At 71.1% G+C, this 24,917-nt stretch carries 16 protein-coding genes; 8 read left to right on the top strand and 8 right to left on the bottom strand.

Translation table 11 applies throughout. From position 1 onward, the window contains the following. Positions 1 to 42: 42 nt before the first annotated feature. A complete protein-coding gene (locus tag WFJ01_RS13180; protein WP_251447336.1) occupies positions 43 to 1,011 on the bottom strand; it encodes an AAA family ATPase in 969 nt (322 codons plus the stop codon). A gap of 61 nt (positions 1,012 to 1,072) precedes the next feature. Next, positions 1,073 to 7,210 carry an Ig-like domain-containing protein gene (locus WFJ01_RS13175; RefSeq protein ID WP_336629278.1) on the bottom strand — a complete coding sequence of 2,046 codons (6,138 nt, stop codon included), beginning with the start codon at positions 7,208 to 7,210 and terminating at the stop codon, positions 1,073 to 1,075. 342 nt (positions 7,211 to 7,552) lie between these two features. Between WFJ01_RS13175 and WFJ01_RS13170 the strand changes: the two genes are divergently transcribed. From WFJ01_RS13170 to WFJ01_RS13155, 4 genes are all read left to right on the top strand, one after another. Further along, positions 7,553 to 8,071: a hypothetical protein gene (locus WFJ01_RS13170; protein WP_251447342.1), complete on the top strand. Its 519-nt coding sequence runs from the start codon at positions 7,553 to 7,555 to the stop codon at positions 8,069 to 8,071. Between the two features lie 140 nt (positions 8,072 to 8,211). Continuing rightward, on the top strand, positions 8,212 to 9,447 hold the full coding sequence (locus WFJ01_RS13165) for an SPFH domain-containing protein (protein WP_292887691.1): 1,236 nt from the start codon (positions 8,212 to 8,214) through the stop codon (positions 9,445 to 9,447). A 9-nt stretch (positions 9,448 to 9,456) separates the two neighbouring features. After that, on the top strand, positions 9,457 to 10,899 hold the full coding sequence (locus WFJ01_RS13160; RefSeq protein ID WP_336629277.1) for a TFIIB-type zinc ribbon-containing protein: 1,443 nt from the start codon (positions 9,457 to 9,459) through the stop codon (positions 10,897 to 10,899). A gap of 2 nt (positions 10,900 to 10,901) precedes the next feature. Then, entirely contained in the window at positions 10,902 to 11,195 is a 294-nt protein-coding gene (locus tag WFJ01_RS13155) for a hypothetical protein (RefSeq protein ID WP_336629276.1), read from the top strand. Between the two features lie 40 nt (positions 11,196 to 11,235). Here WFJ01_RS13155 and WFJ01_RS13150 read toward each other — a convergent pair whose 3' ends face one another. From WFJ01_RS13150 to WFJ01_RS13140, 3 genes are read right to left on the bottom strand one after another with little or no spacing between them, the layout of a single operon-like run. Continuing rightward, positions 11,236 to 11,799, bottom strand: coding sequence for a DNA-3-methyladenine glycosylase I (locus tag WFJ01_RS13150; RefSeq protein WP_336629275.1), 564 nt, complete (start codon positions 11,797 to 11,799; stop codon positions 11,236 to 11,238). 46 nt (positions 11,800 to 11,845) lie between these two features. Further along, positions 11,846 to 12,688 carry a PfkB family carbohydrate kinase gene (locus WFJ01_RS13145; RefSeq protein ID WP_251447357.1) on the bottom strand — a complete coding sequence of 281 codons (843 nt, stop codon included), beginning with the start codon at positions 12,686 to 12,688 and terminating at the stop codon, positions 11,846 to 11,848. Between the two features lie 40 nt (positions 12,689 to 12,728). After that, entirely contained in the window at positions 12,729 to 13,508 is a 780-nt protein-coding gene (locus WFJ01_RS13140) for a GntR family transcriptional regulator (protein WP_336629274.1), read from the bottom strand. A gap of 152 nt (positions 13,509 to 13,660) precedes the next feature. Here WFJ01_RS13140 and WFJ01_RS13135 point away from each other — a divergent pair, with 152 nt between their 5' ends. Together WFJ01_RS13135 and WFJ01_RS13130 are read left to right on the top strand one after the other, a co-directional pair. Then, entirely contained in the window at positions 13,661 to 15,049 is a 1,389-nt protein-coding gene (locus WFJ01_RS13135) for an MFS transporter (RefSeq protein WP_336629273.1), read from the top strand. 58 nt (positions 15,050 to 15,107) lie between these two features. Then, the gene (locus tag WFJ01_RS13130; protein WP_336629272.1) at positions 15,108 to 16,067 is read left to right on the top strand and encodes a nucleoside hydrolase; all 960 of its coding nucleotides are present in this window, start codon (positions 15,108 to 15,110) and stop codon (positions 16,065 to 16,067) included. 119 nt (positions 16,068 to 16,186) lie between these two features. Here WFJ01_RS13130 and WFJ01_RS13125 read toward each other — a convergent pair whose 3' ends face one another. From WFJ01_RS13125 to recQ, 3 genes are all read right to left on the bottom strand, one after another. Next, positions 16,187 to 18,250: an acyl-CoA dehydrogenase family protein gene (locus tag WFJ01_RS13125; protein ID WP_251447369.1), complete on the bottom strand. Its 2,064-nt coding sequence runs from the start codon at positions 18,248 to 18,250 to the stop codon at positions 16,187 to 16,189. A 167-nt stretch (positions 18,251 to 18,417) separates the two neighbouring features. Further along, entirely contained in the window at positions 18,418 to 21,108 is a 2,691-nt protein-coding gene (locus WFJ01_RS13120) for an aminotransferase class I/II-fold pyridoxal phosphate-dependent enzyme (RefSeq protein ID WP_336629271.1), read from the bottom strand. A gap of 210 nt (positions 21,109 to 21,318) precedes the next feature. Next, positions 21,319 to 23,364 (bottom strand): DNA helicase RecQ, encoded by a 2,046-nt coding sequence (gene recQ, locus WFJ01_RS13115; protein ID WP_336629270.1) that lies wholly within the window; start codon positions 23,362 to 23,364, stop codon positions 21,319 to 21,321. Positions 23,365 to 23,606: 242 nt separating this feature from the next. On the opposite strand from recQ, the gene WFJ01_RS13110 reads away from it, so the two are divergent. Together WFJ01_RS13110 and WFJ01_RS13105 are read left to right on the top strand one after the other, a co-directional pair. Then, entirely contained in the window at positions 23,607 to 23,921 is a 315-nt protein-coding gene (locus WFJ01_RS13110; protein ID WP_251447379.1) for a GNAT family N-acetyltransferase, read from the top strand. Further along, positions 23,918 to 24,859, top strand: coding sequence for a pirin family protein (locus WFJ01_RS13105; RefSeq protein ID WP_336629269.1), 942 nt, complete (start codon positions 23,918 to 23,920; stop codon positions 24,857 to 24,859). The genes WFJ01_RS13110 and WFJ01_RS13105 overlap by 4 nt, the downstream gene beginning before the upstream one ends. Positions 24,860 to 24,917: the final 58 nt, after the last annotated feature.

Genomic DNA, 24,917 nt, shown 5'->3' with positions numbered 1-24,917 from the left:
CCGGGGTGGCGGACCGCCGTGCGGGGACGGACCGGCGCCGGATCAGGCGGCGCGCGCCTGGGGGGCGGCGACCTTCTCGACCACGCGGGCGATGACGGTCTCGGCGGTGGTGCCGGCGAACTCCGCCTCCGGGTCGAGCAGCAGGCGGTGCAGCCACACCGGCCGGGCGAGCGCCTTCACGTCGTCGGGCAGCACGTAGTGACGACCGTGCGCGGCGGCCCACACCTTGGCGATGCGGACCATGGCGAGCGCCCCGCGCACCGAGACGCCGAGGCGGATCGCGGTGTCGGCCCGGGTCGCCTCGACGAGCTCGGCGATGTAGCGCAGCACCGCGGGCTCGACGTGCACGGCGGCGGCGAGGTCGGCCATGTCGGCGACCGCGCTCGTGGTGATGACGGGGGCGAGCTTCGCGGACGGGTTGCGCTCCGCGGCGCCCGCGAGGATCGACGCCGTGACATCGAGGTCGGGGTAGCCGATCGAGGTCTTGATGAGGAAGCGGTCGAGCTGCGCCTCGGGCAGCTTGTAGGTGCCCGCCTGCTCGATGGGGTTCTGCGTCGCGATCACGAGGAACGGACGGCCGGCCTCGTGGGCGACGCCGTCGACGGTCACCCGCGACTCCTCCATCACCTCGAGGAGGGCCGACTGCGTCTTGGGCGAGGCGCGGTTGATCTCGTCGGCGAGCACGATCGAGGCGAACACCGGGCCGCGGTGGAACTCGAACGTGTGGGTGTTCTGGTCGTAGATCGTGACGCCGGTCACGTCCGACGGCAGCAGGTCGGGCGTGAACTGGATCCGGCTGCTGGTGCCCTGCACGGTCGCGGCGAGCGCCTTCGCGAGGCTCGTCTTGCCCGTTCCGGGGGCGTCCTCCAGGAGCACGTGCCCCTCGGCCAGCATCGACGCGATCACGAGGCTCACCACGTCGCGCTTGCCCTGCAGGGCACGGTCGACGTTGTCGGCCAGGCGGCTGAAGGTGCCCTGGAACCAGGTCGCCTGCTCGGGGGTCATCGTCATGTCTGTGGTTCCTCTTGCTCGTCGTTCGTCTGCTGTGCTGCGCGGGCCGGTCCTCGCCCGGCTACGGTCTCGCCCAGAAGCTCTTCTCGGTGTCCACTCCGCCGCCCCAGCCGACGATGTCGACCCAGACGTCGACGCCGTCGCGGCCCTTCCAGCAGGAGAGCTGCTGGCTGCCGGAGCCGTCGAAGTTCACGGTGTGGTTGCCGCCGATCTGGCCGTCCACGCTGGAGTGGCAGGTCACCGTGTAGTTGCCGATCTTCAGGTTCTGCCAGTTCACGACCATCAGGCGGCATCCGTTGACGCACCCGCTGCCGGCGGCGGCGCCCTGGGTGACCCACACGCGGGGCGGCGGCGGGCTGTTGGTCTTGCGCGAGGCGGAGACCACGCTGGACTGCTGGCTGACCCCGCCGTCGTTCACGAAGGCCTGCGCGTCGATCGTGTGCGTCTGGTCATAGCCGTTGCCGACCACGGTCGATCCGTTGTTCGCCACCGACTGCCATCCGCCGCCGTCGATGCGCACCTTCATGGTGACCGGGCGCCCGTTCGGCGCCGGCGCGTTCCAGGCGAGCGTGATGCTCTGGCCGTTGTTGGTCGCGCTGACGTCCGGCTTCCCGATCGGACCGTACGGGCGGACATTGCCCTTCGAGCCTGCGTCACCGGGCTGGGACTCCTGCCCGCCGACGACCGAGTAGGCGCGCACCGACACCGTGTAGCTGTTGTTGTTCGTGGCCGGGATGTTGCGCCCATCCCAGTTGCGGTTCCAGTTGCCCCCGGTCGAGTACTCGTAGTGGATCTCGGATCCGCTGGCCCCGTTGGCGTCCGCCAGCGTGTACTCGACGGCGATGTTGTTGTCGCCCTCCACCACCTTGGTGAGGGTCGTCGCCCCCGGCTGCCCGAAGGCGCGCCGCGGGCTGGACGGCGCGGACCAGGCGCCCGGCGAGGGCGACTTGTTCTTGCCGCGCACCTGGAACGTGTAGTCGGCGGTCGAGTTGCCCACCGTCACGGCCTGGCTCGTCAAGCTGCCGGGGACGGTGATCGTGCGCACCACGGATCCGCCCTGCATGACCTGCAGCTCGTAGCTGGAGATCGGGTCGCCGTTGGCGCCGGCCGGGGTCCAGCTCACGGTCATCTGCGACTGGTTGCCCACGGACGGCGCGCTCTGCGCCTGCGGGGTGCCGGGAGCCGTCGGCGGACCCGCCGGAACCTCCGACGCCGACCAGCCCGACCAGCTCGAGGGCTCGGGGGCGCGGTTCACCGCCTGCACGCGCACCTGGTAGTTCGCGCCGTTCTCCAGGCCGTCCCACTTCACCGACGTGCCGGTCACGCCGGTCTTCGTCGCGGTGCCGCTCGGCGGCGCCGGGGAGATCTCGAGGTTGTACGAGGTCACCGGGGATCCCGGGGTCGTCGGCGTGGTCCACGAGACGTCCAGCGACTTGTCGCCGAACTTCAGGGTCGGCGGGTTCGGGGTGTCCGGCCGCGCATCCGGGCGCGCCACGGCCGAGGTCGGCGACGGCTTGCCCTCGCCCACGCGGTTCGTGGCGGTCACCGCGAACGTGTACTCGACGTTGTTCGTCAGCCCGTCCAGGGTGCACGTGGTCGACGTGCACGACTTGGAGTAGCTGCCGCCGCTCGTGGCGCGCACGGTGTAGCCGGTGATCTCGGCGCCGTTGTTCGACGGCGGCGACCAGTTCAGCACCACCGTGCGGTCCTGCACGCTCGTCACCTGCGGGGCGCCGGGCGCATCGGGAACGCCCTGCACCGTGACGACGATGCGGCCGTCCACCTCGCGGTCGGGATCCTTCGTCGCGTCCTGCACCCGGTAGGTCGCCACGATCTGGCCGACGAACGCCTTGCTGGGCGTGATCACGACCTTGTCGCCCTGCACCGATGCGCCGTCGGCGTCGCCGGTCTGCACGCTCACGGAGCGGATCTTCAGCGGCTTGTCCGGGAACGGGTTGACGTCGTTCTGCAGCACCGGGATCGTGACCGCCTTGCCCTGGTCGGCCTGCGGCACCGTGTCCTCGTTGGCGACGGCGAGCGGCCGCGTGGAGGCGGCGACCGTCACGGCGACGGTGCCGGTGACCGGCTCCGTGGTGCCGTCGGTGATGCTCAGCTGCACGGTCGAGCCGGAGCCCTTCGGCGTCTGGGAGTCGGCCTGCACCCTCAGCGTCGAGCCGTCCAGGCTCGCCGTGATGCCGTGGTCGGGCTGTCCGGTGATCTTGTAGCTGATCTTCTTCGCATCGCCCGGATCCGGATCCTTCGTGAGCGCCGCGAGGTCGACCTTCTGCGCGTCCTCGCCGGGCGCGACCGACACCTGCGCGTTCGTGAACGCGGGCGGCTGGTTGTCCGGCGGGAGCACGGTGATCGGCAGGCTCAGAGTGGACTTGCGCCCCTTCGGATCGTCGGGTCCGGTGCCGTCGGTCACCTCGAAGGTGAGCGCGTCGTCGCCGAAGTAGCCCTGCTTGGAGGTGTAGACGAGGGTGTGCTCGTCCTTCAGCAGCGACGCGCCGTTGCCGTTGACGGCGCTGACCTTGCCGGCCTCGGTGATGCGCACGTCGCCGCCGCCCGCCACGGCGACGTACTTCGACAGCGGGAGCTCGATGGTCTCGCCGCTCTTGACCTCGACCGGCTTGGTCGAGCGGAGGGTCGGCGCGAGCTCGGACAGGGCGGGGACGAAGATGAACGCGGACGCGGTCTGCTCGTCCTGGTCGGTGACGGAGTACTGCACCAGCTGCCGCTGGTCCGTGACGGTGACCTGGATCTTCCGGTTCGGCAGCACCTTCGCCGTGGGGTCGCCGACGCTGAGCTTGAGCGCGTCGATCGTGCCGTCCGGATCCTCGTCGTTGTCCAGCACCGGCACCTCGACCGTCAGGGCCTCGCCCTTCACATCGGACGCCTGGATGCGGTCGTCCCGGGCGACCGGTGCGACGAGGGGGACGTCCTCGGCGACCGTGATCTGCACCGGCGCCGTGGCGGTGGCGCCGTGCGCGTCGGCGACGGTGTACTGCACCGAGGTCTGCACGGGGCGGTCGGGCGCGGTGATGAGCACGCGGTCGCCGGACACCCGGGCCTGGAGCCCGTCCACGCCCGCGGCGGTCTCGATGCCGTTCTTGACCAGGCCGATCGTGTCGCCGTCCGGATCCGAGTCGTTCGTCAGCACGGCGACCGCGACGGTGCGGCCCGGCCGCATCACGATCGAGTCCTTGACCGCGTAGGGCGCCTGGTTGATGTTGGCGCCCGGGGCGATGCCGACGCGGATCGTGGCGGTCGCCTCCTTGCCGAGGCGGTCGCGCACCTTGTAGGTGAAGGTGTCGATGCCGCTCGTCTTGTCGAAGGCCGTGTAGGTGAGGTAGTTCGAGCCGACCTCGGTGACCTGCCCCTGCTTCGGCGCGGAGTCCAGGCCCACGAGCTCCACGGAGTCGCCCTCGGCGTCGAGCCCGTCCAGCGGGACAGGGATGCGCACGCTGGTGCCGCTCAGGGCCCGCACGGTGAGATCGTGCGGGCGCGGCGCGGTGTTGGCCTTCTCGTCGACCGGCAGGATCTGGATCGTGATGTACCCGGCGGCCTTCTGCCCGTTGGAGTCCACCGCCTCATAGGTCGCGTAGACCGTGCGCGGGGTGTCGCCGGCGCGGAAGCGCACGGTGTCCTGGGACACGAACGCCTCGCCGTACTTCGGATCGACGAGCGGCTCGACGAGGTTCGGCGCCACGTGCAGCGTCGTGCCGGGCGCGTGCTTGTCGTTCGCGAGCACCGGGATCGTCACCACGTCGCCCGCGCGCACCACGGCCGTGTCGTCGTTCGCGGTCGGAGGGTCGAGCTTGGCGGGCGCGGGGATCGGGATCACGATGACGTCGCCGTCCGCGGTCTGGGATCCGTTCGAGATGCGGTAGCTGATCCGCACCTCCTTGTCGAGATTGCCCTGATCGGTGACCCGCAGGGTCTCGTGGTTCAGCACCGACACGCCCACGCCGCTGTGCGGGGGCACGGTGACCGACTGCACGACGAGGATCCCGCCGGCCGGGTCGATGTCGTTGTTCAGCACCCCGACAAGCACGTCGCCGCCGCTGGGCAGCAGCGCCACGTCGCGCACCGCGGTCGGCGGCGCCGCCTCGGCCGTCTTGTCGAGCACGTCCACGCGGACCAGCCCCGGCACCGCATTGGGACCGGCGCTGACGAGGTACTGCATGTAGTAGGTGCCGGGAAGCTCGGCGCGGAACGTGAACGTGCCCTCGGCGAAGTTCGGGGTGATCACGGCGCCCGGCGTCTCGTCGACGCGGGTGAGGCGGAGCTGCTCCTTGCCCGAGCTCGTGTCGTTCAGCAGGGGGTCGGCCGTGACCTGCTCACCCGCGCGGGTGACGTAGTGATCGGCGTTCGTCTTCGGGGTCGTGGTGCCGGCAGGGCGGATGTCGAGACGGATCGTTCCGCTGGTCAGCTCGCCCATCGCGTCGGCGACCTGGATCCGGATCTCCTTGCGGCCGGGCAGACTCGCCACGGCCCGGTAGGTGAGCTGCCCGTCCGGCGTGTAGTCGACCTCGTCGCCGGGCGCGGCCTCGACATCCTTGAGGTACACGTCGTCGCCGTCCGGATCGATCCAGTCGGGCAGGGCGTTGTACGTCACGGTCCCGCCGGCCTCGACGAGCAGACCGGGAGTGCGCCGCTGCTTCGGGGCGGCGTTCACGCTCCAGTCGTGCACGCTGATCGACGCGTTCGCGGTGGCCTTGCCGCCCCGGCCGTCATCGGCCTGATACTGGAACGACGCGGATCCGGTCGCGTCCTCCGGCACCGCGATCTGCAGCGCCCCGCCGTTGTTGATCGGCTGCACCTCGCCGATCGGAGGCTGCTCCTGGGCGAGGGAGGCGACCAGCACGTCCCCGTCGGCGTCGGTGTCGTTGTCGAGCACGGGCAGCATCGTGGTGCGGCCCGGCCGGACGCCGAACTCGTCGTCGTGCGCGACCGGCGGCGTGTTCTCGGGCGTGCGCTTGGGCAGGGTGGTCTCGACCTGGTCGTCGGTGGTCTCGTCCTGCTGCTCGGAGCTGCCCTCCGGCGGCACGATGTCCTGCCAGTTGTCGACGCGCTGCAGGTTGTCGGTGGCCATCCAGGCGGCCCCGCTCGCGGTGTCGTTGAGCACCACCACGTCGCGGTTGACGCGGAACACCAGGGTGGAGCTGCTCTCGGCGCCCTCGATCGAAGTCGCGAGGTCGTCCGCGGAGCCGATGCAGTCGCGGAGGAACTTCGCGGATCCGCCCCACGCGCCGTAGGTGCACCCGTTGAGGAACACGGGGGCCGCGGGGGCGCCGGTGCCGCCGATGTCCCGGGCCGAGGCCGCGGAGCCGTCGAGGGGCACGGTGATCAGCGCGTCGGCCGTGGCCAGCACCGCCGAGGTGTTCTCCGCCGAAGGCTGCTGCAGCACCGCGGCATCGAGGTTCTTCGCCTCCGCGCCGTCGAGCTGCGTGCGGTGTCCCCCGGCGAAGACGGTCTTGGCGTCCGCATCGAGCACCACGGGGGTGTCGCCGACGACGGTGATCGTGGGCTTCGCGTCGTCGGCGAGCTCGATCTTCTCGGTGGACGGCGGCTGCGGATCCCCCTGCTCGTCGACGTGCACGGTGACGATGGTGCGGTCCTTGGCGGAGACGCCGTAGACCGTGCCGTCCGTGCCGACCGCGATGTCGGCACCGGCCCCGAGGGTCGCCGAGGGCTTCGTTCCGGCGGCCTTGAACCCGCTCAGCGACGAGGCCTGGCGCACCCAGAGCTTGCCCTCCTTGGGGTCGAGGATGGCGACGGTCGTGCCGCCGAGGGCCGACTTGGCGCCGCCCGGCACCAGCACGGCGTCGCTGAGCACCACGCGCGCCGGGTCGACGGCGGTGAGGGTCGAGGCGGAGCGGTCGGCGACCAGCACGGTGCCCCCCGACTGGAGCACGTCGTAGTTCTCGCCGCCGGTGCGCAGTCCGCCGTCGAGCACCCGGGACTGGTTGTTGAAGTGTCCGACGAGCAGGCTCGAGGTCTTGGTGAGCCACACGCCGCCGTCGTGCAGGTCGACCTCGGCGGTGGGGTTGCCCTGATAGGCGAACGCCATGCCGGTGACGGCGAGGGCCGCGGCGGTCACTCCGGCCGCAGAAGCGAGGGTCTTCGGTCGCATCCGCAACCACGCGAACGACTTCACCACGAATTTCCCCCCGACCGTGCAGCACAGCTGTCCCATGCGCAATTGTCAGGGGACTGTAAGAGTGTATGTCGGCTTCCTGGGAACGGCGATGGGGAGAACTCCCCATCCGGATCCACGCCCGACGCGCTTTTCCGGCCCGCGGCGCACGTGCGCCGCAATCGCAGATCCGTTCTCCCGGGGTCGTTGAGCGAGCGCCGTCACTACCGAGGCACCGCGTTTCGTCTCGGGCGGCTCCGGCGTCCTCGCTCAACGACCCCGAAGGAAACGGCCGGCACCGCTGACGTGCGCTCCGAATCGCCCCTCCATCCTTCGATCGATTTCCCGCCGGCGGGCCCGGATCCGCGCACTCGGCATAGGGCGGAGCCGTACGCTCGGAGCATGTTCCTCGACCCTGTGCTGCGGCGCGTGGAGCCGCTGCTGCTGCGCGTGGACCGCATCGCCGGCGGCCGCAACGCCCACGAGAAGATCGCCGAAGCCGATCGCGATCATCACCGCACCGTCCGCGCATTCCGCTGGGTGTTCTGGCTGCTCGCCGTCGAGCTCGTGATCGGGATCGCCGCGGTCGTCGTGGCCGTCGTGATCGCGGTGCAGGCCGGGAGCATCGCCGCGGTGCCGTTCGCGGTGTGGATGCGCGCGCTCATCGTGCTCGCGATGACCGTCACGCTCTTCTACTTCGCGTGGCGCGCCGCCCTGGGCTGGCGCTGGGCGTACCAGCGACTGCGCCTGTTCGCCCAGATCTTCCCCGTCATCACGCTCGTGATGGCGGCCATCCCCGGGCTGTATCCCGCCTGGATGGTGACCGAGCAGATCGTCTTCAGTCTCATCATGATCGGCGTCGCCGACTTCCTCACCAGCGATCACATGCGTCAGGCGTTCCGCAAGCCGGAGACCGCCTGACCCCTCCCGCCGCACGGGCCGACAGTTCGCTCTCCCCCTCGGAACGCCGCTGTGGTAGGAAGAGCGTGGATAGGGGGCGCCGGCCTCCTGCCGGACCCAGACGCCCCGCCAGGGGCGTCCCGACGTCAGGGGACGCGATCATGGGATTCATCCAGGCATTCGTCGGTGCACTCGGCGGCACGCTCGCCGACCAGTGGAAGGACTTCCTGGTTCCGCCGCAGGGGCTCGCGCCGACGGCCGCGATCTTCCCCGCCGTCGCCCAGGGCCAGAACGCCGGGCGCGGGTCGAACGTGCGCGGATCCGAGAACATCATCACGAACGGATCCAAGATCATCGTCCCCGAGGGCACCGGGGTGCTCACCTTCCAGGACGGCCACATCACCGGTTTCATCGCGCAGCCCGGCGGCTACGAGTGGCAAAGCTCCGACCCGAACTCGAAGTCGATCTTCGCCGGCGACGGGTTCGTGAGCCCGCTCATCACCCAGTCGTGGGAGCGGTTCAAGTTCGGCGGGCAGCCGGGCAGCCAGCAGCTGGTGTTCTACGTGAACCTGCGGGAGCTCCCCAACAACCGCTTCGGCACGCAGTCGGAGATCTACTGGGACGACGCCTACCTGGGCACCCAGGTCGGCGCGATCACGCGCGGCACCTACACGATGCGCATCGTGGATCCGATCCTGTTCGCGTCGCAGTTCGTGCCGCTCACCTACCTGCAGCCCGGCGGCGGCGTGTTCGACTTCACCGACATGGACAACGACGCGGCGACGCAGCTGTTCAACGAGGTCGTCTCCTCGCTCGCCCCGGCGTTCTCGCTGTACACGAACGATCCCGCCAAGGGCAATCGGATGGCGAAGATCCAGGCCGACTCGATGGGCTTCGCTCAGTCGCTGTCCGCCGCGGTGGAGAACGGCTACCGCTGGACGAGCGCCCGCGGGATCACGATCGTGAGCGTCGCGCTGCAGGCCATCGAATACGACGAGACCACGCGCGCCCTGCTCGCCGACGTGCAGAAGGCCGACGCCCTGGGCGGCGCCCGCGGCAACTCCTTCCTGCAGCAGTCGGTGGCCCGGGGCATGCAGGCCGCCGGCGAGAGCGGCGGCGGCGCGACCAACATCGCGATGATGGGCATGGGCCTGAACGCCGCGGGCGGCGCGATGGGAGGGCTCCAGCAGCAGGGCGTCACCCCGGCCTACCAGCAGGTCCCCACGCCGCAGCCCCCGGCCGCGCAGGCCCCTGCGCCCGAAGCCGCGCCCGCGGCTGCGGCGCCCGCCGCCGATGACCCGCTCGCCAAGCTCACCCAGTACAAGGCGATGCTGGATCAGGGGCTCATCACCCAGGCGGACTACGACGCCGCCAAGGCCAAGGCCCTCGGACTGTAGCCTCCCCCGATGTCCGACCCGTCTCGCCCGGGTGGATCCGCCCCCGGGACGCCGCCCCCGCCACCCCCACCGCCTGCCGCTCCCCTCCCCGAGGGCGCGGGCCCCTCGGCGTACGCACCCCCGGACGGGGTCATCCCCCGCGAGCAGGCGACCGAGGAGACGCCGGCCGACGCGATGAAGGACGCCACCTGGGACGACGTGAAGAACGTGCGCGAGCAGGAGGCGAACGCAGGGTATGCCCCCGGCGAGGCTCCGCAGATCACCTACGACGAGCACGACGGGCCCCAGGTGATCCGCACCGGATCCGACAAGGGCGACGGGCTCGACAAGTGCCCCAAGTGCGGATCCACCGACATCGGCTTCGACATCGCCTCCGGCATGCTGTTCTGCCGCTTCTGCCGGCATCGCTGGGCGCAGGAGAACGCGGTCGCCGCGTTCGGACTGGACACCCCGATCAGCGAGCTGCGCGGCCGGCACATCGGATCCGGATCCGGATCCATCGTTCCGGGAGTGGACGAGGTCGTCACGTTCAAGTGCCAGGCCTGCGGCGCCGAGATCGCGGTCGACACCGCGCACGCGATGCAGGCGCGATGCCACTGGTGCCGCAACACGCTCTCGGTGAATCAGCAGATCGACAACGGCGCGGTGCCCGACGTGGTGCTCCCGTTCTCGCTGCCCAAGGACGAGGCCGTCGCGCGCATCGCGGAGTTCGTGAAGAAGCGGCGGTTCTTCGCGAACCGCCGGTTCACGGCCCAGTTCGCCCCCGAGAACGTGATGGGCGTGTACCTGCCCTACCTGGTCGTCGACTTCAATGCGAACGTGCAGTTCGCCGGCACCGGCGAGCACACGACGCGCAAGTACACGGTCGGCCAGGGCGACGACCGCGAGACCCGCTACGACTACGACGTGTACCAGGTGGGCCGCACGTTCTCGCTCTACGTCGACGACCTGACGATCGAGTCCGCCGCCGACAAGCGGGACTTCGAGGCGAGCCGCAACACGAACAACATCATCAACGCGATCATGCCCTTCGACACCAAGAACGCGGTGCGCTACGACGCCAACTACCTCTCCGGCTTCACCTCGCAGCGCCGCGACCTCGACCTCACCACGCTGTTCGCCCCCGCGCAGGAGCAGGCGGAGGACATCGGCCGGTTCCGGGCCGCGGAGACCGTCGGCTTCTACGACCGCGGGGTGCGCTGGGAGCAGCAGGACATCCACGTCGTCGGCGATCGCTGGATCTCGGCCTATCTGCCGGTCTGGCTGTACAGCTATCTGGAGACGAAGGGCAACGGCCGCCAGCTGCTGCACTACATCGCCGTCAACGGGCGCACGGGCGAGACGATGGGCTCGGTGCCGATCAACACGACCCGGTTGTGGATCTTCTCCGGCATCGCCGAGGTGTTCGGGATCATCGGCACCGTCCTGACCGGCTTCATCTTCTGGAGGTGACGATGGATCTCTCCGGCCTGCTGTTCTCCGGGGCGCTGCCCTCGATGATCGTGCACGCCTCGTCGGGCTCCTCGAGCGACGGGAGCTGGGTTCCGCTGCTGTTCCTGCTCACCGGCCCCGCGTTCTTCCTGTTCCAGTACCAGCGCTACCGGAACACCGACAAGCGGCACCACCACGAGACCGAGACGGCCTCGGAGGTGGCGAACCCGCAGGGCTACGACCAGCCGGTGCGCAGCGTGACCGGCGCCCGCGAGGCCCGCATGGCGGGTGCGAACGAGCGCGAGGTGCGCGGCTGAGGCAGACGCCGTCCGAGGCGCGGCGCAGGGCCCTCGGGTCTCAGGCGGCGCGCCAGCAGCCGACGAGGTGGTCGTCGACCATGCCCGCGGACTGCATGAGCGCATACATCGTGGTGGGACCGACGAACCGGAACCCGCGCTTGCGCAGCGCCTTGCTCATCGCCAGCGACTCCGGCGTCACCGCCGGGACGTCCGTCATCGAGCGCGGGCGGACCTCGGCGGCGGCGGGGGCGAACGACCACATGAGCTCGTCGAGCTCTCCGCCGGCCATCTCGCGCACGAGCCGGGCGTTGCCGATCGTCGCCTCGATCTTCGCGCGGTTGCGGATGATCCCGGCATCGGCCATCAGACGCGCGATGTCGTCCTCGCCGAACTCCGCGACCACCGCGGGATCGAACCCCGCGAACACCTCGCGGAACCGCGGGCGCTTGCGCAGGATCGTGATCCAGCTGAGCCCCGCCTGAAACCCCTCGAGCGACATCTTCTCGAACAGCGCGCGATCGCCGTGCAGGGGCGTGCCCCACTCCTCGTCGTGATAGCGGCGGTACTCCGGATCCTCTCCGGTCCAGGGGCAGCGCACGCGGTCGTCGGCGGGGATCGTCATGACGACCAGGGTAGGCGAGGGCCCCGACATCCCGGCGGGGGTGCGGTCATCTGGCCGGCAGGTACTGCTCCAGCCGGGCGAGACGCGGCTGCGAGCGCGGGTCGGCCACCGCCGCCGCGCCCACGGCGCAGGCGCCCGAGAGCGCGCGCTGCGCGTCGACACCCGAGGCGAGCGCGATCGTCAGTGCGGCGCAGAACGCGTCACCCGCACCGACGCTGTTCACCACGCTCGTCTTCACCGCGGGCGCCTGCGCGACGAGCTCGCCGTGCTCGAAGAGCTTCGCGCCGTCGCCGCCGTAGGTGACGGCGACGCGTCGCGCGGTGCGCAGCGCGGGCAGCAGGGCGTACTCGGTCTCGTTGACGATGATGAGGTCCGCCCGCTCGACCACCGCGGCGGGCAGGTCGAGCGCCGGCGCCGCATTGACCGCGAAGTAGCCCGGTGCGGCCGCGGCGAGCGCGGAGATCACCTCCATCGAGATCTCCAGCTGCGCGAGCACCGCCTCGTCGGATCCGAAGACGACGCCGTCCAGGCCCACCTCGCCGTTGGCGCCCTCGCACACCGCGATCTGGTTCTCCCCCGCCGCGTCCACGACGATGAGCGCCACTCCGGTGGGCTCCGTGCCGCGCCGCACCGCCCCCGTGTCGACGCCGGCGGTCGCCAGCTCGTCGAGCATCCAGGATCCGTCCTGATCGGGTCCGACTGCGCCCACCATCCGCACGGCGGCGCCGAGACGCGCGGCGGCTGCGGCCTGGTTGGCGCCCTTGCCGCCGGCTTCCCGCGACAGCCGTCCGCCGCCGACGGTCTCGCCCGGTCCGGGCAGACGCGCGGCGCGCGCGGTCAGGTCGACGTTGATGCTGCCGACGACGGCGAGGGCGAGGGGCGCGGTCATGGGGACTCCAGTTCAGACGGGGCGAGGGCGGGCGGTCGGGTCACTGCGCGGTCTGCACGACCGAGAGGACGCCCGCCTTCGCGGAGACGATGCACTTGGCGAGATACACGGGGGCTCCGCCCGACGAGGCGGTCTGCGTGAGGATGAGCACCGGCGAGTCCGGTGCGAGTCCGAGCAGGGCGCCGCGGGTGCGGCCGACGACGTTCGCGGTGATCTCGCACACCCCCGCGCCGAACACGGCGCCACGGGCGGAGAGCGCCGTCATCAGGCTGCTCGGATCGCCGGTCGCCTCCTCGAGCACGGCGGCGATCTGCGGATTCGCGTCGGTGAGGTAGCGCCCCGCGGGCAGGTGCTCCTGCAGGATCGCGATCGGCTCGCCGGCCCGCTCGACCACGCTCTCCCGGAACCAGGTGTTCGCCGCCTCATCGAGGCCCAGGTGGCTCGAGACGTAGTCGGTGGTCGGCTGCACGACGAACTCGGTCTGGCGCACGACGACGTCGTCGCCGCCCTCGGCGAGCGCGGCCTCGAGGGGGCGCAGCTCCTCGAGCCCGACGAGAGGGAGGTCCTCGGCGACGAAGCGGCCGATCCCGCGGCGGGTCCGGATCAGTCCGTCCTCCTCCAGCAGCATGAGCGCTTCGCGGACGACGGTGCGGGAGACCCCGAGCGCGCTGCCGAGCTCGGTCTCCCTCGGCAGCGCGGATCCCAGGGCGAAGACGCCCGAGCGGATCCCGTCGGCGAGGCGGGAGTACACCGCGACGCGGAGCGGCTGGCCGACGGGCGCGGTCAGCGGCCTGCCCAGGAACTGCTCCACGTCCGTCATCGGATCTCCTCCACCGCGCACAGCCGGCCCGTCGTCGGGTCGCGCTCGCCGTTCATTCAAGCATGGGATCACACTTTGCAGATGTTCTACCTCAGAGGTATAACATCATATAACCCGAGGTGGCGATGCCCCTCTCTGACGAAGGAGTCACTGTGCAGCTCTCCCCCGCCCCTGCCGCGCTCGACCGACCCGAGCCTCTCCGCGGCGGCCGCTCCGTCCTGCTCGTGGCGACCCTGATCCTCACGGTCGTCGCCTTCCAGCTGAACTCGAGCATGATCAGCCCCGCGCTGCCCGACATCTCGAAGCAGCTCGGCGCCCCCATGGACGCGGTCTCCCAGGTGTCGTCGCTCTTCTTCCTCGCCGGAGCGGTCGGCGGCATCGTGCTCGCCCGCTGGAGCGACTTCATCGGCCGCAAGCGCGCGCTGCTCATCGTGCTCGCCCTCATCGCGCTCGGCACGGTGCTGTGCCTCGTCGCCCCGAACCTCCCCGTGCTGCTCGTCGGCCGGGTGCTGCAGGGCGCCTCGAGCGCCGCGTTCCAGATCTCCTACGTGATCCTCGCCGAGACCCTGCCCGCCGCGGTCTTCCCGACCGTGCTCGGCGTGCTCACCGCGATCAACGGCGGCGTCGGCGGCGTCGACGGCTGGATCGGCGGCCTGCTCGCCGACGCCTACGGCTTCCGCTCGCTGTTCGTCGTGATCCTCGTCGTGGCGGTGGTCGCCATCGTCGCCGTCCTGTTCGCCGTGCCTCGGGACGGCGAGCCGTCCTCGTCCGGGCGCATGGACTGGTGGGGCGCAGCCGCAATGTCGATCGGCCTCATCTGCGTCACCTACTTCGTGTCGACCGGGTCGGGCCAGGGCTGGTTCTCGCCGCCCGCGCTGCTGCTCCTCGCGGGGACCGCCGTGTCCTTCGGCGCCTTCGTGATGATCGAGAAGCGCCGCCGCACCCCTCTCGTCGCCGTGCAGCACCTGCGCTCGCGTCAGGTCTGGCCGGTGCTCGTCGTGACGGTGCTGACCCTGTCGAGCGTGTTCGCGGTGATCAACTTCACCATCGTGATCCTCAGCCAGAACCAGGCGGTCGGCTACGGACTGAACGCCTCGACGTCCGCGCTGCTGTACCTGACCCCGCCCGCGCTCATCGGCCTCGCCGCCGCCCCGCTGTCGGGCTGGCTCGCCGGCCGGGTGGGCTGGATCCCGATGCTGCGGATCGGCCTCGCGCTCTCGATCGCCGCGCTCATCGTGATCGCGCTGTTCCCGTTCAGCCCCTGGACCGTCTTCGCGATGTTCGCCTTGCTCGGCGTCACCTACAACGGCGTCGTGCTCACGACGACCAACGGACTGGGCGTGCTGCAGTCGCCGAACGAGGCCCCCGCGGTCCTGCCCAGCATGAACGGCACCGCGTTCGGCTTCGGCGCGAGCCTCGGCATCGCCGTCGTCGCACCGTTCGTCGTGTCGGGCGGCTTCGGGGTGGCACTGTGGATCTCCGTGGGGATCAGCGTGCTCGCCCTCGTCGCGAGCCTGTTCCTGCTGCCCAAGACCGACTGACCCGCGCGCCCGACGCCGCCCCGAGCCCCCGACCCGTCCGCATCCCGAGGAGGATCCGATGACCGAAACCCCCACCGCGCTGTACTTCGACTGCGACACCGGCATCGACGACTCGCTCGCGCTCGCCTACCTGCTGGCCTCGCCCGAGATCGTCCTCACCGGGATCGGCACGGTCAGCGGCAACACCACCGCGGCTCAGGCCGCGCGCAACACCCTGGGCCTGCTCGCCCTCGCCGATCGCGACGACGTCCCCGTCGCGATCGGCGCGCACGACTTCCTCAGCCACGGGTACGACGGAGGTGCGCCGCACGTGCACGGCGACGACGGCGTCGGCGGCGTCGCCCTCCCCGAGCCCGCGCGCCCGGTCGCGGAGGGCACCGCGGCCGATCTGCTGATCCGCCTCTCCCACGAGCACCCCGGATCGCTGCAGGTGCTCGCGGTCGGGCCGCTCACGAACCTCGCCGCCGCGCTCGCGCAGGATCCGACGCTCCCCTCCCGGATCTCCCGGGTGACCCTCATGGGCGGGGCCGCGCTCGTGCCGGGCAACATCACCGCGCTCGCCGAGGCGAACATCGGCAACGACCCCGAGGCCGCGGCCGCGGTCTTCGCCGCGGCGTGGCCCGTCGTGGTCGTGCCGCTGGACGTGACGATGGAGAACGTGTTCGAGGAGTCGCACCGCGACCGCCTCGCGGCTTCCGGATCCGCCGTCGCGCGCTCGGTCGCCGGGATGCTCGACTTCTACATGGACTTCTACCGTCCCACCTACGGACGCCGGTGCAGCGCCCTGCACGACCCGCTCGCCGCGGCGATCGCCGTCGGCACGGTGGTGCCGACGGTCGCCCCCGCGGTGCCCGCCCTGGTCGACACCACCTCCGGCCCCGGCCGCGGGCAGACGGTGTTCGACCTGCGCGGACAGCGCCTCGGCGCGGTCGACCACGACGGCGCGACCGTGCGCGTCGTGCTCGCCACCGATCTGCCGCTCGCCGAGCACCTCACCGCCCGCGTCGCCGGGGAGTGAGTCCGCGACGGGGTCGTTGAGCGAGGACGCCGCAGGCGACCGAGACGAAACGCGGTGCTCCGACGGGGCACCGCGTTTCGTCTCGCTGCGCTCGCTCAACGACCCCGGAGGGGAAGTGCTTACAGCTGGCGGGCCTTCTTCAGCGCCTTCTCGTCGACCGGGGCCTCGCCCGAGGCCTTGAGGTCGGCGTAGTACGCGCGGGCCTCGTCCTGGCGGATCTGCTCCGCGCCCGAGGCGAGAGGGGCCCGCACGTGCTCGGGCTCGTAGCCGAACGCGTTCACGAGATCGAGGGCGTGCGGACGCAGACGCGCGCAGAGCCGGTCGATGTAGCGCGAGACCGACGCCGCACGCTGCGTCGACAGACGCCCGTTGATGAGGTACCAGGCGAGGTGCTTCTCGATGAGCTGCAGGCCGAACAGGTCGCGCAGCCAGGTGAGCACGGTCTTGCTGTCCTCGTCCTCGATGCGGCCGATCGCGTCCGTGAACGCCTCCCACTGCAGCAGCTCGCCGTGCGCGCGGGCCGCCTCGATGAGCTCGGCCTGGTTCTCGTTGAACAGCTTCTCGCCGAGCTCCTTGTCCTTGCCCGCGGCGCGCAGCCGGCCCGCGATGTCGGCGACCATCTGCTGCACCCGGTCGGACAGCAGCTCGTGCTGCTGCTCGGCGCGCAGCCCGTTCTCGACCGAGCGCGCCGTGGATCCGAGATCCGCGACCGCCTGCCCGAACTGGCGCAGCCCGGCACCGTGGAACACCCGTCCCGCGGTCTGCTCGACCGCGAACTTCGCGAGAGCCTTGGCGTCGGCGCCCGTGAACTGACGCGCGTAGTCGGTGAGCAGCCGCTTGCCGACCAGCTGGAGCAGGATGTTGTTGTCGCCCTCGAACGTCACGTAGATGTCGAGATCCGCCCGCAGGCCCACGAAACGGTTCTCGAACATGAAGCCGGCGCCGCCGCAGGCCTCGCGGCACTCCTGAAGGGTGTCCAGCGCGTGCCAGGTCGAGAGCGGCTTGAGCGCCGCCGCGAGCGTCTCCAGATCCTCGCGATCGTCCGGGGTGTCGGTGCGACCGGAGAACACGCCGTCGAACTTCTGCAGGAACTCGTCGTGCGCGAACAGCTGCGCGTAGGTGGTCGCCAGGCGCGGGAGCAGACGGCGCTGGTGCTTGCCGTAGTCGAGGAGCGTGGTCTCCTCGCCGCTCGCGCCGTTGAACTGGCGGCGCTGCGTGGCATAGGTGATCGCGATGTACAGGCCGAGGGCCGAGGCCCAGGACGCGGCGCCGTCGAGCGAGACCCGGCCCTGCACCAGGGTGCCGAGCATCGTGAAGAAGCGGCGTCCGGGGCTGTCGATCGCGCTCGTGTAGGTGCCGTCGGCCGCGACGTCGCCGTAGCGGTTGAGCAGGTTGGTACGGGGCACGCGCACGTGGTCGAAGCTCAGCCGGCCGTTGTCGATGCCGTTCAGGCCGCCCTTGAGCCCGTCGTCCTCACGGCCGATGCCGGGGAGGTCGACGCCGTCCTCGCCGCGCAGCGGCACGTAGAAGCAGTGCACGCCGTGGTTCACGCCATCGGTGATGAGCTGGGCGAACACGGTCGCCGCGACGCCGTGCAGCGCCGCGTTGCCGAGGTACTCCTTGGTCGCCGCGCGGAACGGCGTGTTGATCACGAACTCCTCGGTCGCAGGGTCGTACGTCGCCGTGGTGCCGATCGAGGCGACGTCGGAGCCGTGCCCGATCTCCGTCATCGCGAAGGCGCCCGGGATCTCCAGGCTCATGATCCCGGGGAGCCACCGGTCGTGGTGCTCCGCAGTGCCGAGCTGCAGCACGGCGGATCCGAACAGTCCCCACTGCACGCCCGACTTGATCTGCAGGCTCGGGTCGGCGGACACGAGCTCCTCGAACCCGGCGATGTTGCCGCCGTTGTTCTCCTCGCCGCCGAGCCGCTTCGGGAAGGCGCGGTGCACGGCCTTGTTCTGCACGAGGAGGTGCATCTGGCTCAGCACGCGCTCGCGGTGCTCGTCCTTGCCGAGCGAGTCGTCGCGCCAGAACGCCGGATCCTTGATCATCTCGCGGGCCTCACGGCGGGTGTCGGCCCAGGTGCCGAGCAGCAGGTCTCCGACCGCGTCGACGTCGATGCGCGTCGCGGTGTCGTCCTGGGTGCTTTTCGCGGTGTTCGTCCGAACGGCGGCGTCGACCATGAGGATCCTCTCGTGAGGTTTCGGGGATGTCTTCATGGTAGGTCTGACACAACGTGAGGCGAAGGCCGCTGTGGAGATCCCCCAACGGAGCAGCCGGACGAGGATCCGGGCAGTTGTCGGCTCCCCACAGGATCGCGGTACGGGCGATCCCGGATCGGCCCGGGGGCTCAGCGGATCAGGCGGTAGCCCCGCACCGGGTCGAAGCCGTGGATCTCCCGGGTGTCCAGCGCGGCCATGAAGTCGAGCACCTCGGCGGTGACGATCTGGCCGGGCACGAGCACGGGGAACCCGGGCGGATACGGCGTCACGAATCCCGCCGAGACGGGGCGCTCGCCGTGCGCCACCCGCTCGCGCAGCGCCTCCGGGGTCGCGTACTCGATCAGTCCGCGGCGCTGCCCGTCGTAGAACGCCGCCCGCAGATCGCCGTCCGGGAGCCCTGATCCCGCCGCGTACGCCGGCGCGAAGGCACTGAAGTCGGGCAGCGGCGGCATGGCCGGTCCCTCCTCGAGGGGCGGACGCTCCCCCGAGGCGCGCTCGCGCTCGAACCGCTGCGCCAGCTTGACGAGCACCTCGACGAGGTAGGCGATCGCGCTGCGCGAGGTGCCGATGTTCGTCATGAACAGCACCGTGTTGCGACTGGTCTTGTTGACCTGGATGCCGTACTGGTCCATCAGGTGCGTGTGCTTGAAGGTGTCGCCGTCGACGCCCGTTCCGGTGATCTCGATCGTGACCCGGCTCGGATCGATGACGAACTCGTCCTGCGTCCACGCGCGCCACATCTCGGAGAACCCGTCGCGCAGCGGCATCGGCCGCCGCGTCTGCCGGTACTGCTGCGGGATGAGGTCGCGCGCGGTGAGCACCCGGAAGGTGCGCCGCAGCAGCGGATGCCGCGCCACCGACTGGGCGAGGCTGGTCGCCAGGTCGAGCTGGCGCTGCACGAGCTCGTACCCTTCGAGCTCGACCTGACGCCGGCCCAGATCGAGCGAGGCCAGGATCTGGTAGTTCGGCGATGTCGAGGTGTGCGTCATGAACGCCTCGTGGAAGGCGTACTCGGCCTCCAGCGCCCAGTCCTGGTCGTAGACGTGGATCATGGATCCCTGCCGCAGCGCGGTGAGGGTCTTGTGCGTCGACTGCGTGGCGTACACCCGGATGCGCGCGTCCGGCGGCGGGATCAGCTGCTCGCTCATCCACGCGTCGTCGTCGCGGGGGTCCCCCGTCGCCGGATCGATCAGACGCTCCCGCTGCGCCCGATACGCGGCCGCGTGCCCGGCGGAGCGCAGCATCTCCTCGAGGCGCTTCGCCGCCGCCATCGCAGTGCGCTGGCGGGTGATCGGATGGAAGGCGGCGAACGCGAACCACGCCTCGTCCCAGAGGAACACCAGGTCGGGCTTGATCGCGAGGCACTCGGCCATCACCCGGGCCGGGTCGTACACGATGCCGTCGAACGTGCAGTTGGTCAGGGTGATCAGGTGCACCTCGTGCAGCCGCCCCGCGGCGCGGTAGTCGAGCAGGACCTGCTTGATCCGGTCGATCGGCACGGCCCCGTAGAAGGCGAAGTCGTTCAGCGGGTAGGCCTCGAGGTAGGCCGTCCTGCCGCCGGTGAGCATGAGCGCGTGGTGGTGCGACTTGTGGCAGTTGCGGTCCACGAGCACCACGTCGTCCGGCTCGACGAGGGCCTGATGGACGATCTTGTTCGCCGTCGAGGTGCCGTTCGTGACGAGGAAGGTGCGCTGCGCGCCGAACGCGCGCGCGGCCAGATCCTGCGCCTTCTTGATGGCCCCGGTCGGCGCGAGCAGCGAGTCGAGCCCGCCCGAGGTCGCCGAGGTCTCGGCCAGCAGGAGGTTCATGCCGTAGAAGTCGGCGAGATCCCGGATCCACTTCGAGCTGACGACCGAGCCGCCACGGCCCACCGGCAGCGCGTGGAACACCCCGACCGGGCGGCGGGCGTGGTTCTGGATGGCCGCGAAGAACGGCGCGTCGTAGAGGTGTGAGACCCGGCGCAACAGGGAGAGGTGCAGCTCGAGCTGGTCCTCGCGGCGGAACACGCGGCGGAACCGGTGCGTGAGCGCGCCCGCCAGATCCTCGATGTGGGCGCCCGCGACGAGGTACAGGTCCACCTCGGGACGGAGCGCGTGCAGGGTGTCGGCGAGGCGGAGCACCCGCTGCACCGACGGGATCGAGCTGCGCGCCGCGGCGGGGGCCGCCGCGGCCTGCGCGTGGGCGAGGTCGACCGTCGCGTGCAGGTCGGGGCTGAGCGGCTGGCGCGTGCGGTCGCTGAACCCCGGCCGCACGATGCAGGCGAGGATGCCGGGGTTCGTGAGCAGCGCCGCGATCGCGTCGTCGGCCGAGGGCACGATCACCAGGTCGTAGATGAAGTCGTCGGCGTCGCTGCGCAGCCGCCGCATCTCGGCATGGGCTCCGTCGCGGTCGGCCTCGGTGGTCTCGTCGATCAACAGCACCTCGAACCGCGGCCGCGGATCGTGGTCGTCCTGCTGCTCCGCGAGCTCGACCTCGTCGGCGGTCGGCTCCGTCGCACCCGGCACCGAGGTGCGGCGCAGGCGGTGCACGACCCGGCCGATGCGATCGAGGGCGCCCGCCGGGTCGCCCTGCTCGATGAGCTCGCCGATGCGGCGCACGTAGCGTTGTCCGAAGCCCGCCCAGTACAGCTCGATCGTCTCGAGCGCCCGCAGGTTGCGACGGATCTCCTCGGCGTTCGCGACGGCGTCGCGGGCTTCGCCCTCGAGGGCGAGGCGCTTCACCGCGAACCGCAGGAACTCCCAGGCGTCGGCACGCAGTCGCCACGTGCTGACCGGCATCCCCGGACCGGGCTCCCGCTGCTTGTCGGCGATGCGGATCATCGGCGGCACCCCCTTGTGCTGCACCGCCGGGCCGGACGATCGGGCTCGGGGTGGACCCCTATGGTGTCACTGTCGCGCACGCCCTCGCGAGTGTGTTTCACCGAGGTGACGACAGGAGGTCTGCTCGGGCGCGGGCACGACCTCCTCGCCGCGGGCGCACGGCCGATTGTTGCCGCGGTGAGTCCCCATGGCCCTCGCCGCCGGGCGGGGTCATCCCTCGGCCGCGATGACCTCGAGCACGGCCTCGCCGTACGCCTCGCGCTTCTTCTCGCCGATGCCGCTGATGCCGACCAGGTCGGACGCCTCCGCCGGGCGATGCTCGGCCAGGGCGCGCAGGGTCGCATCGCCGAACACGACGTACGCCGGCACGCCCTGTGCGCGTGCGGTCTGCGCACGCCAGGCCCGCAGCGCCTCGAACAGCCCCCGATCTGCCTCGGCGAGCGCCTCGGCCGCGTTCCTCTTGGCGGAGCACCCTCCCCCGGCCGAACCCGCGCGGGAGACGACATCGTGGCGCAGCTTCACCGGGGTCGTCCCGGCGAGCACGCCGCCGCTCGCCTCGCTCACCGCGAGGGTGCCGTATTCGCCCTGCGCCTGCATGAGCCCCTGGGCGAGCAGCTGCCGCACGACCGAGCGCCACTGCGCGTCGGTGAGGTCGGATCCGATCCCGTAGGTCGCGAGCTCGTCGTGCCGGAACTTGCGGATCTTCTCCGTCGATGCGCCGCGGAGGATGTCGATGAGGTGCCCCGCCCCGAAGGACTGGCGGCGCTCGCGCTGCAGCCGGACGATCGTGGAGAGGAGCTTCTGCGCGGGGATCAGCCCGTCCCAGCTGTCCGGAGGGGTGAGGCAGGTGTCGCAGTTGCCGCACGGCTCCGCCGCCTGGCCGAAGTAGCCGAGCAGGTTCTGCCGACGGCAGTCGACCGTCTCGCAGAGCGCGAGCATCGCGTCGAGGTGCTGGTTCTGCCGCTGCTTGGTCGCGCGGTCGCCCTCGCCCTGCTGGATGAAGCGGCGCTGCTGCACCACGTCGCCGAGGCCGTACGCCATCCACGCGACCGAGGGCTCGCCGTCGCGACCCGCGCGGCCGGTCTCCTGGTAGTACCCCTCGACCGACTTCGGCAGATCGACGTGCGCCACGAAGCGCACGTCCGGCTTGTCGATGCCCATCCCGAAGGCGATCGTGGCGACCACGATCACGCCGTCCTCGCGCAGGAACCGCGACTGGTGAGCCGCGCGCGTGCCCGCGTCGAGCCCCGCGTGGTACGGGATCGCGTCGAGCCCCTGCGCGCTGAGGTACTCGGCCGTCTGCTCGACCGAGGAGCGGCTGAGCGCGTAGACGATGCCGGCGGATCCCTCGGGCTGGCTCCGGATGAAGGAGACGAGCTGCTTGCGGACGTCGACCTTGGGGTCGATCCGGTACTGGATGTTGGGCCGGTCGAAGCTCGCGACGAAGTGCTTCGCCTGCGGCAGGTGCAGCCGCTCGGTGATCTCGCGATGCGTCTCGCGCGTCGCGGTCGCCGTGAGCGCGATGCGGGGGACGCCGGGGAAGCGCTCGGCCAGGCCCCCGAGCGCGAGGTAGTCGGGGCGGAAGTCGTGACCCCACTGCGACACGCAGTGCGCCTCGTCGATCGCGATGACGCTGAGGGATCCGCGCTGCAGGAGCCCCAGGGTCTGCGCGTTCGAGAGCCGCTCGGGGGCGACGTAGAGGAGGTCGACCTCGCCTGCGAGGTACGCCCGCTCGACCTCGGCGCGCTCGGCCGCCGTCTGCGTGGAGTTCAGGTACTCGGCGCGCACGCCGTTGGCCCGCAGGGCGTCGACCTGATCGTGCATGAGCGCGATGAGCGGGCTGACGACGAGACCGGTGCCCTCGCGGACGAGCGCGGGGACCTGGTAGCAGAGGCTCTTGCCGCCTCCGGTCGGCATGAGCACGACCGCGTCGCCGCCGGCGACCACCTGGTCGATGATCGCGGCCTGGTCGCCGCGGAACGCGTCGTAGCCGTAGACCGCGGCGAGCGCGGCGAGCGGCGTGGGGAACCGGCTGGGCGCGGGAGTCGCCGGCGCCTGAGGCTCCCGAAGGGCGGCGGGAACCGGGAAGCTGCTCTGCGGGACCGCCCCCGGGGATCCCGCCCACTCGCCCTCCTCGGGCGGGGGCGCAGCCTCCCACGGCTCATCCGCGTAGGGCAGGTCGGCGTACGGGTCGTCGAGCGGCGCGTCGGACCACGGCAGATCCGCATAGGGGTCTCGCGGATCGTTCTGGGGCATGCCTCCAGCGTAACGAGGCGGGCCGACACCCGAGGCCGTTGTCCACAGGGCGCCTCGCCCATCCTGATTCAGGCTGGAGGGCGCAGAAGCGGACGGAACCGGGGACTTTCCGTCCTTCCGCCGCGGACCAGCCTGAATTGTGCGAGCGCCCCCGGGGGCACGGAGCCGGACGCCTCCCGGCCCCGGCGCCTCCGTCCGGGCGTAGGTTGGACGCGAACCGCCGCCATCGACGAAGGAGCGTCATGCCCGAGACCGCCGTGACCCTGAACGAGGCAGAGTCCCGCTATGAGATCACCAGCGACGGCGAGCTCGCCGGATTCGCCGAGTTCCAGCGCCGCCCGGGGATGATCCTGTTCACCCACACCGAGGTGGATCCGGCGTTCCAGGGACAGGGCCTCGCGTCGAAGCTCGCCGCAGAGGCGCTCACCGACGCGGCCGCCACCGGCGACACGATCGTGCCGTACTGCCCGTACATCAACAAGTACCTGCGCACGCACGAGGTACCGGGCGCCACGGTGCGCTTCCCCGCCGAGCCGTCCGCCGAGGACCCGGCATGAGCCTGCACGGCCCCCGCGCCGCGCTGCTCGAGGCGCGCGAGGTACCCCTCGGCGGCGTGCGGGCGATGAACGTGCTGCGGGTGCTGCCGAGCAAGGACGTGCCGACCATCGGCGCCTGGTGCTTCCTCGACCGCTTCGGCCCGGCCGAGGTGCGCATGCGCGTCGAGCCGCATCCGCACATCGGCCTGCAGACGGTGACCTGGCCGCTGGTCGGCGAGATCCGGCACCGCGACACCATCGACAGCGACGTGGTCCTGCGCCGCGGGCAGCTGAACCTGATGACCGCCGGGAACGGCATCGCCCACTCCGAGTACTCGGTGGGCGAGGAGGCGGGGCCGCTCGACGCCCTGCAGCTCTGGGTGGTGCTGCCGGACGGCGCCGCGACCGGGACTCCGGGGTTCGAGCAGCATCTGTCCCTGCCGGGGCTCGCCCTGCGCGCGGAGAGCGGATCCGACGCCGAGGTCACCGTGGTCATGGGCTCCTATGCCGGTGTCTCCTCCCCGGCGACCGCCCACACGCCCATCGTCGGCGCGGAGATCCGCGTGGCACCCGGCACGACCGTCGCGCTGCCCTTCGACCCGGCCTGGGAGCACGGACTGCTGCTCGTCACGGGTGACGCCCGCGTCTCGGGAGCCGAGCTCGCGGAGACCGCGCTCGACGTTGACGACGTGCTGTTCCTCGGCGACTCCCGCGCCTCCGTCACCGTGACGAGCGAGGGCGGGGCGCTGCTCTTCCTCCTCGGCGGCGAGCCCTTCGAGCAGGATCTCGTGATGTGGTGGAACTTCGCCGCCCGCAGTCACGAGGAGATCGCGCAGGCGCGCGAGGACTGGGAGGCCGGATCCGACCGGTTCGGCCACGTCGTCGGGCACGGCGACGAGCGGATCCCCGCACCGCCGATCCCGCCGGTGCGTCTCACGCCGCGACGCCGTCGGATCTGAGCCCTCGGGGACGGGTGCGACCCCGGGTCGGTTTCTCCCGGCCGCGCTGTCCGACGCC

It is taken from the genome of Microbacterium sp. MMO-35, assembly GCF_037147555.1.
Taxonomy (GTDB): Bacteria; Actinomycetota; Actinomycetes; order Actinomycetales; family Microbacteriaceae; genus Microbacterium.
The sequence above is the reverse complement of the archived record's forward strand: the minus strand, read 5'-3'. Positions and strand labels throughout refer to the sequence as shown.

Coding starts and splice junctions, on each gene's coding strand:
- WFJ01_RS13105 (WP_336629269.1), top strand. CDS start 23,918: ATGAGCCTGCACGGCCCCCGCGCCGCGCTGCTCGAGGCGCGCGAGGTA.
- WFJ01_RS13175 (WP_336629278.1), bottom strand. CDS start 7,210: ATGGGACAGCTGTGCTGCACGGTCGGGGGGAAATTCGTGGTGAAGTCG.
- WFJ01_RS13145 (WP_251447357.1), bottom strand. CDS start 12,688: ATGACCGCGCCCCTCGCCCTCGCCGTCGTCGGCAGCATCAACGTCGAC.
- WFJ01_RS13180 (WP_251447336.1), bottom strand. CDS start 1,011: ATGACGATGACCCCCGAGCAGGCGACCTGGTTCCAGGGCACCTTCAGC.
- recQ (WP_336629270.1), bottom strand. CDS start 23,364: ATGCCCCAGAACGATCCGCGAGACCCCTATGCGGATCTGCCGTGGTCC.
- WFJ01_RS13165 (WP_292887691.1), top strand. CDS start 8,212: ATGGGATTCATCCAGGCATTCGTCGGTGCACTCGGCGGCACGCTCGCC.
- WFJ01_RS13120 (WP_336629271.1), bottom strand. CDS start 21,108: ATGATCCGCATCGCCGACAAGCAGCGGGAGCCCGGTCCGGGGATGCCG.
- WFJ01_RS13170 (WP_251447342.1), top strand. CDS start 7,553: ATGTTCCTCGACCCTGTGCTGCGGCGCGTGGAGCCGCTGCTGCTGCGC.
- WFJ01_RS13160 (WP_336629277.1), top strand. CDS start 9,457: ATGTCCGACCCGTCTCGCCCGGGTGGATCCGCCCCCGGGACGCCGCCC.
- WFJ01_RS13130 (WP_336629272.1), top strand. CDS start 15,108: ATGACCGAAACCCCCACCGCGCTGTACTTCGACTGCGACACCGGCATC.
- WFJ01_RS13155 (WP_336629276.1), top strand. CDS start 10,902: ATGGATCTCTCCGGCCTGCTGTTCTCCGGGGCGCTGCCCTCGATGATC.
- WFJ01_RS13110 (WP_251447379.1), top strand. CDS start 23,607: ATGCCCGAGACCGCCGTGACCCTGAACGAGGCAGAGTCCCGCTATGAG.
- WFJ01_RS13140 (WP_336629274.1), bottom strand. CDS start 13,508: ATGACGGACGTGGAGCAGTTCCTGGGCAGGCCGCTGACCGCGCCCGTC.
- WFJ01_RS13150 (WP_336629275.1), bottom strand. CDS start 11,799: ATGACGATCCCCGCCGACGACCGCGTGCGCTGCCCCTGGACCGGAGAG.
- WFJ01_RS13125 (WP_251447369.1), bottom strand. CDS start 18,250: ATGGTCGACGCCGCCGTTCGGACGAACACCGCGAAAAGCACCCAGGAC.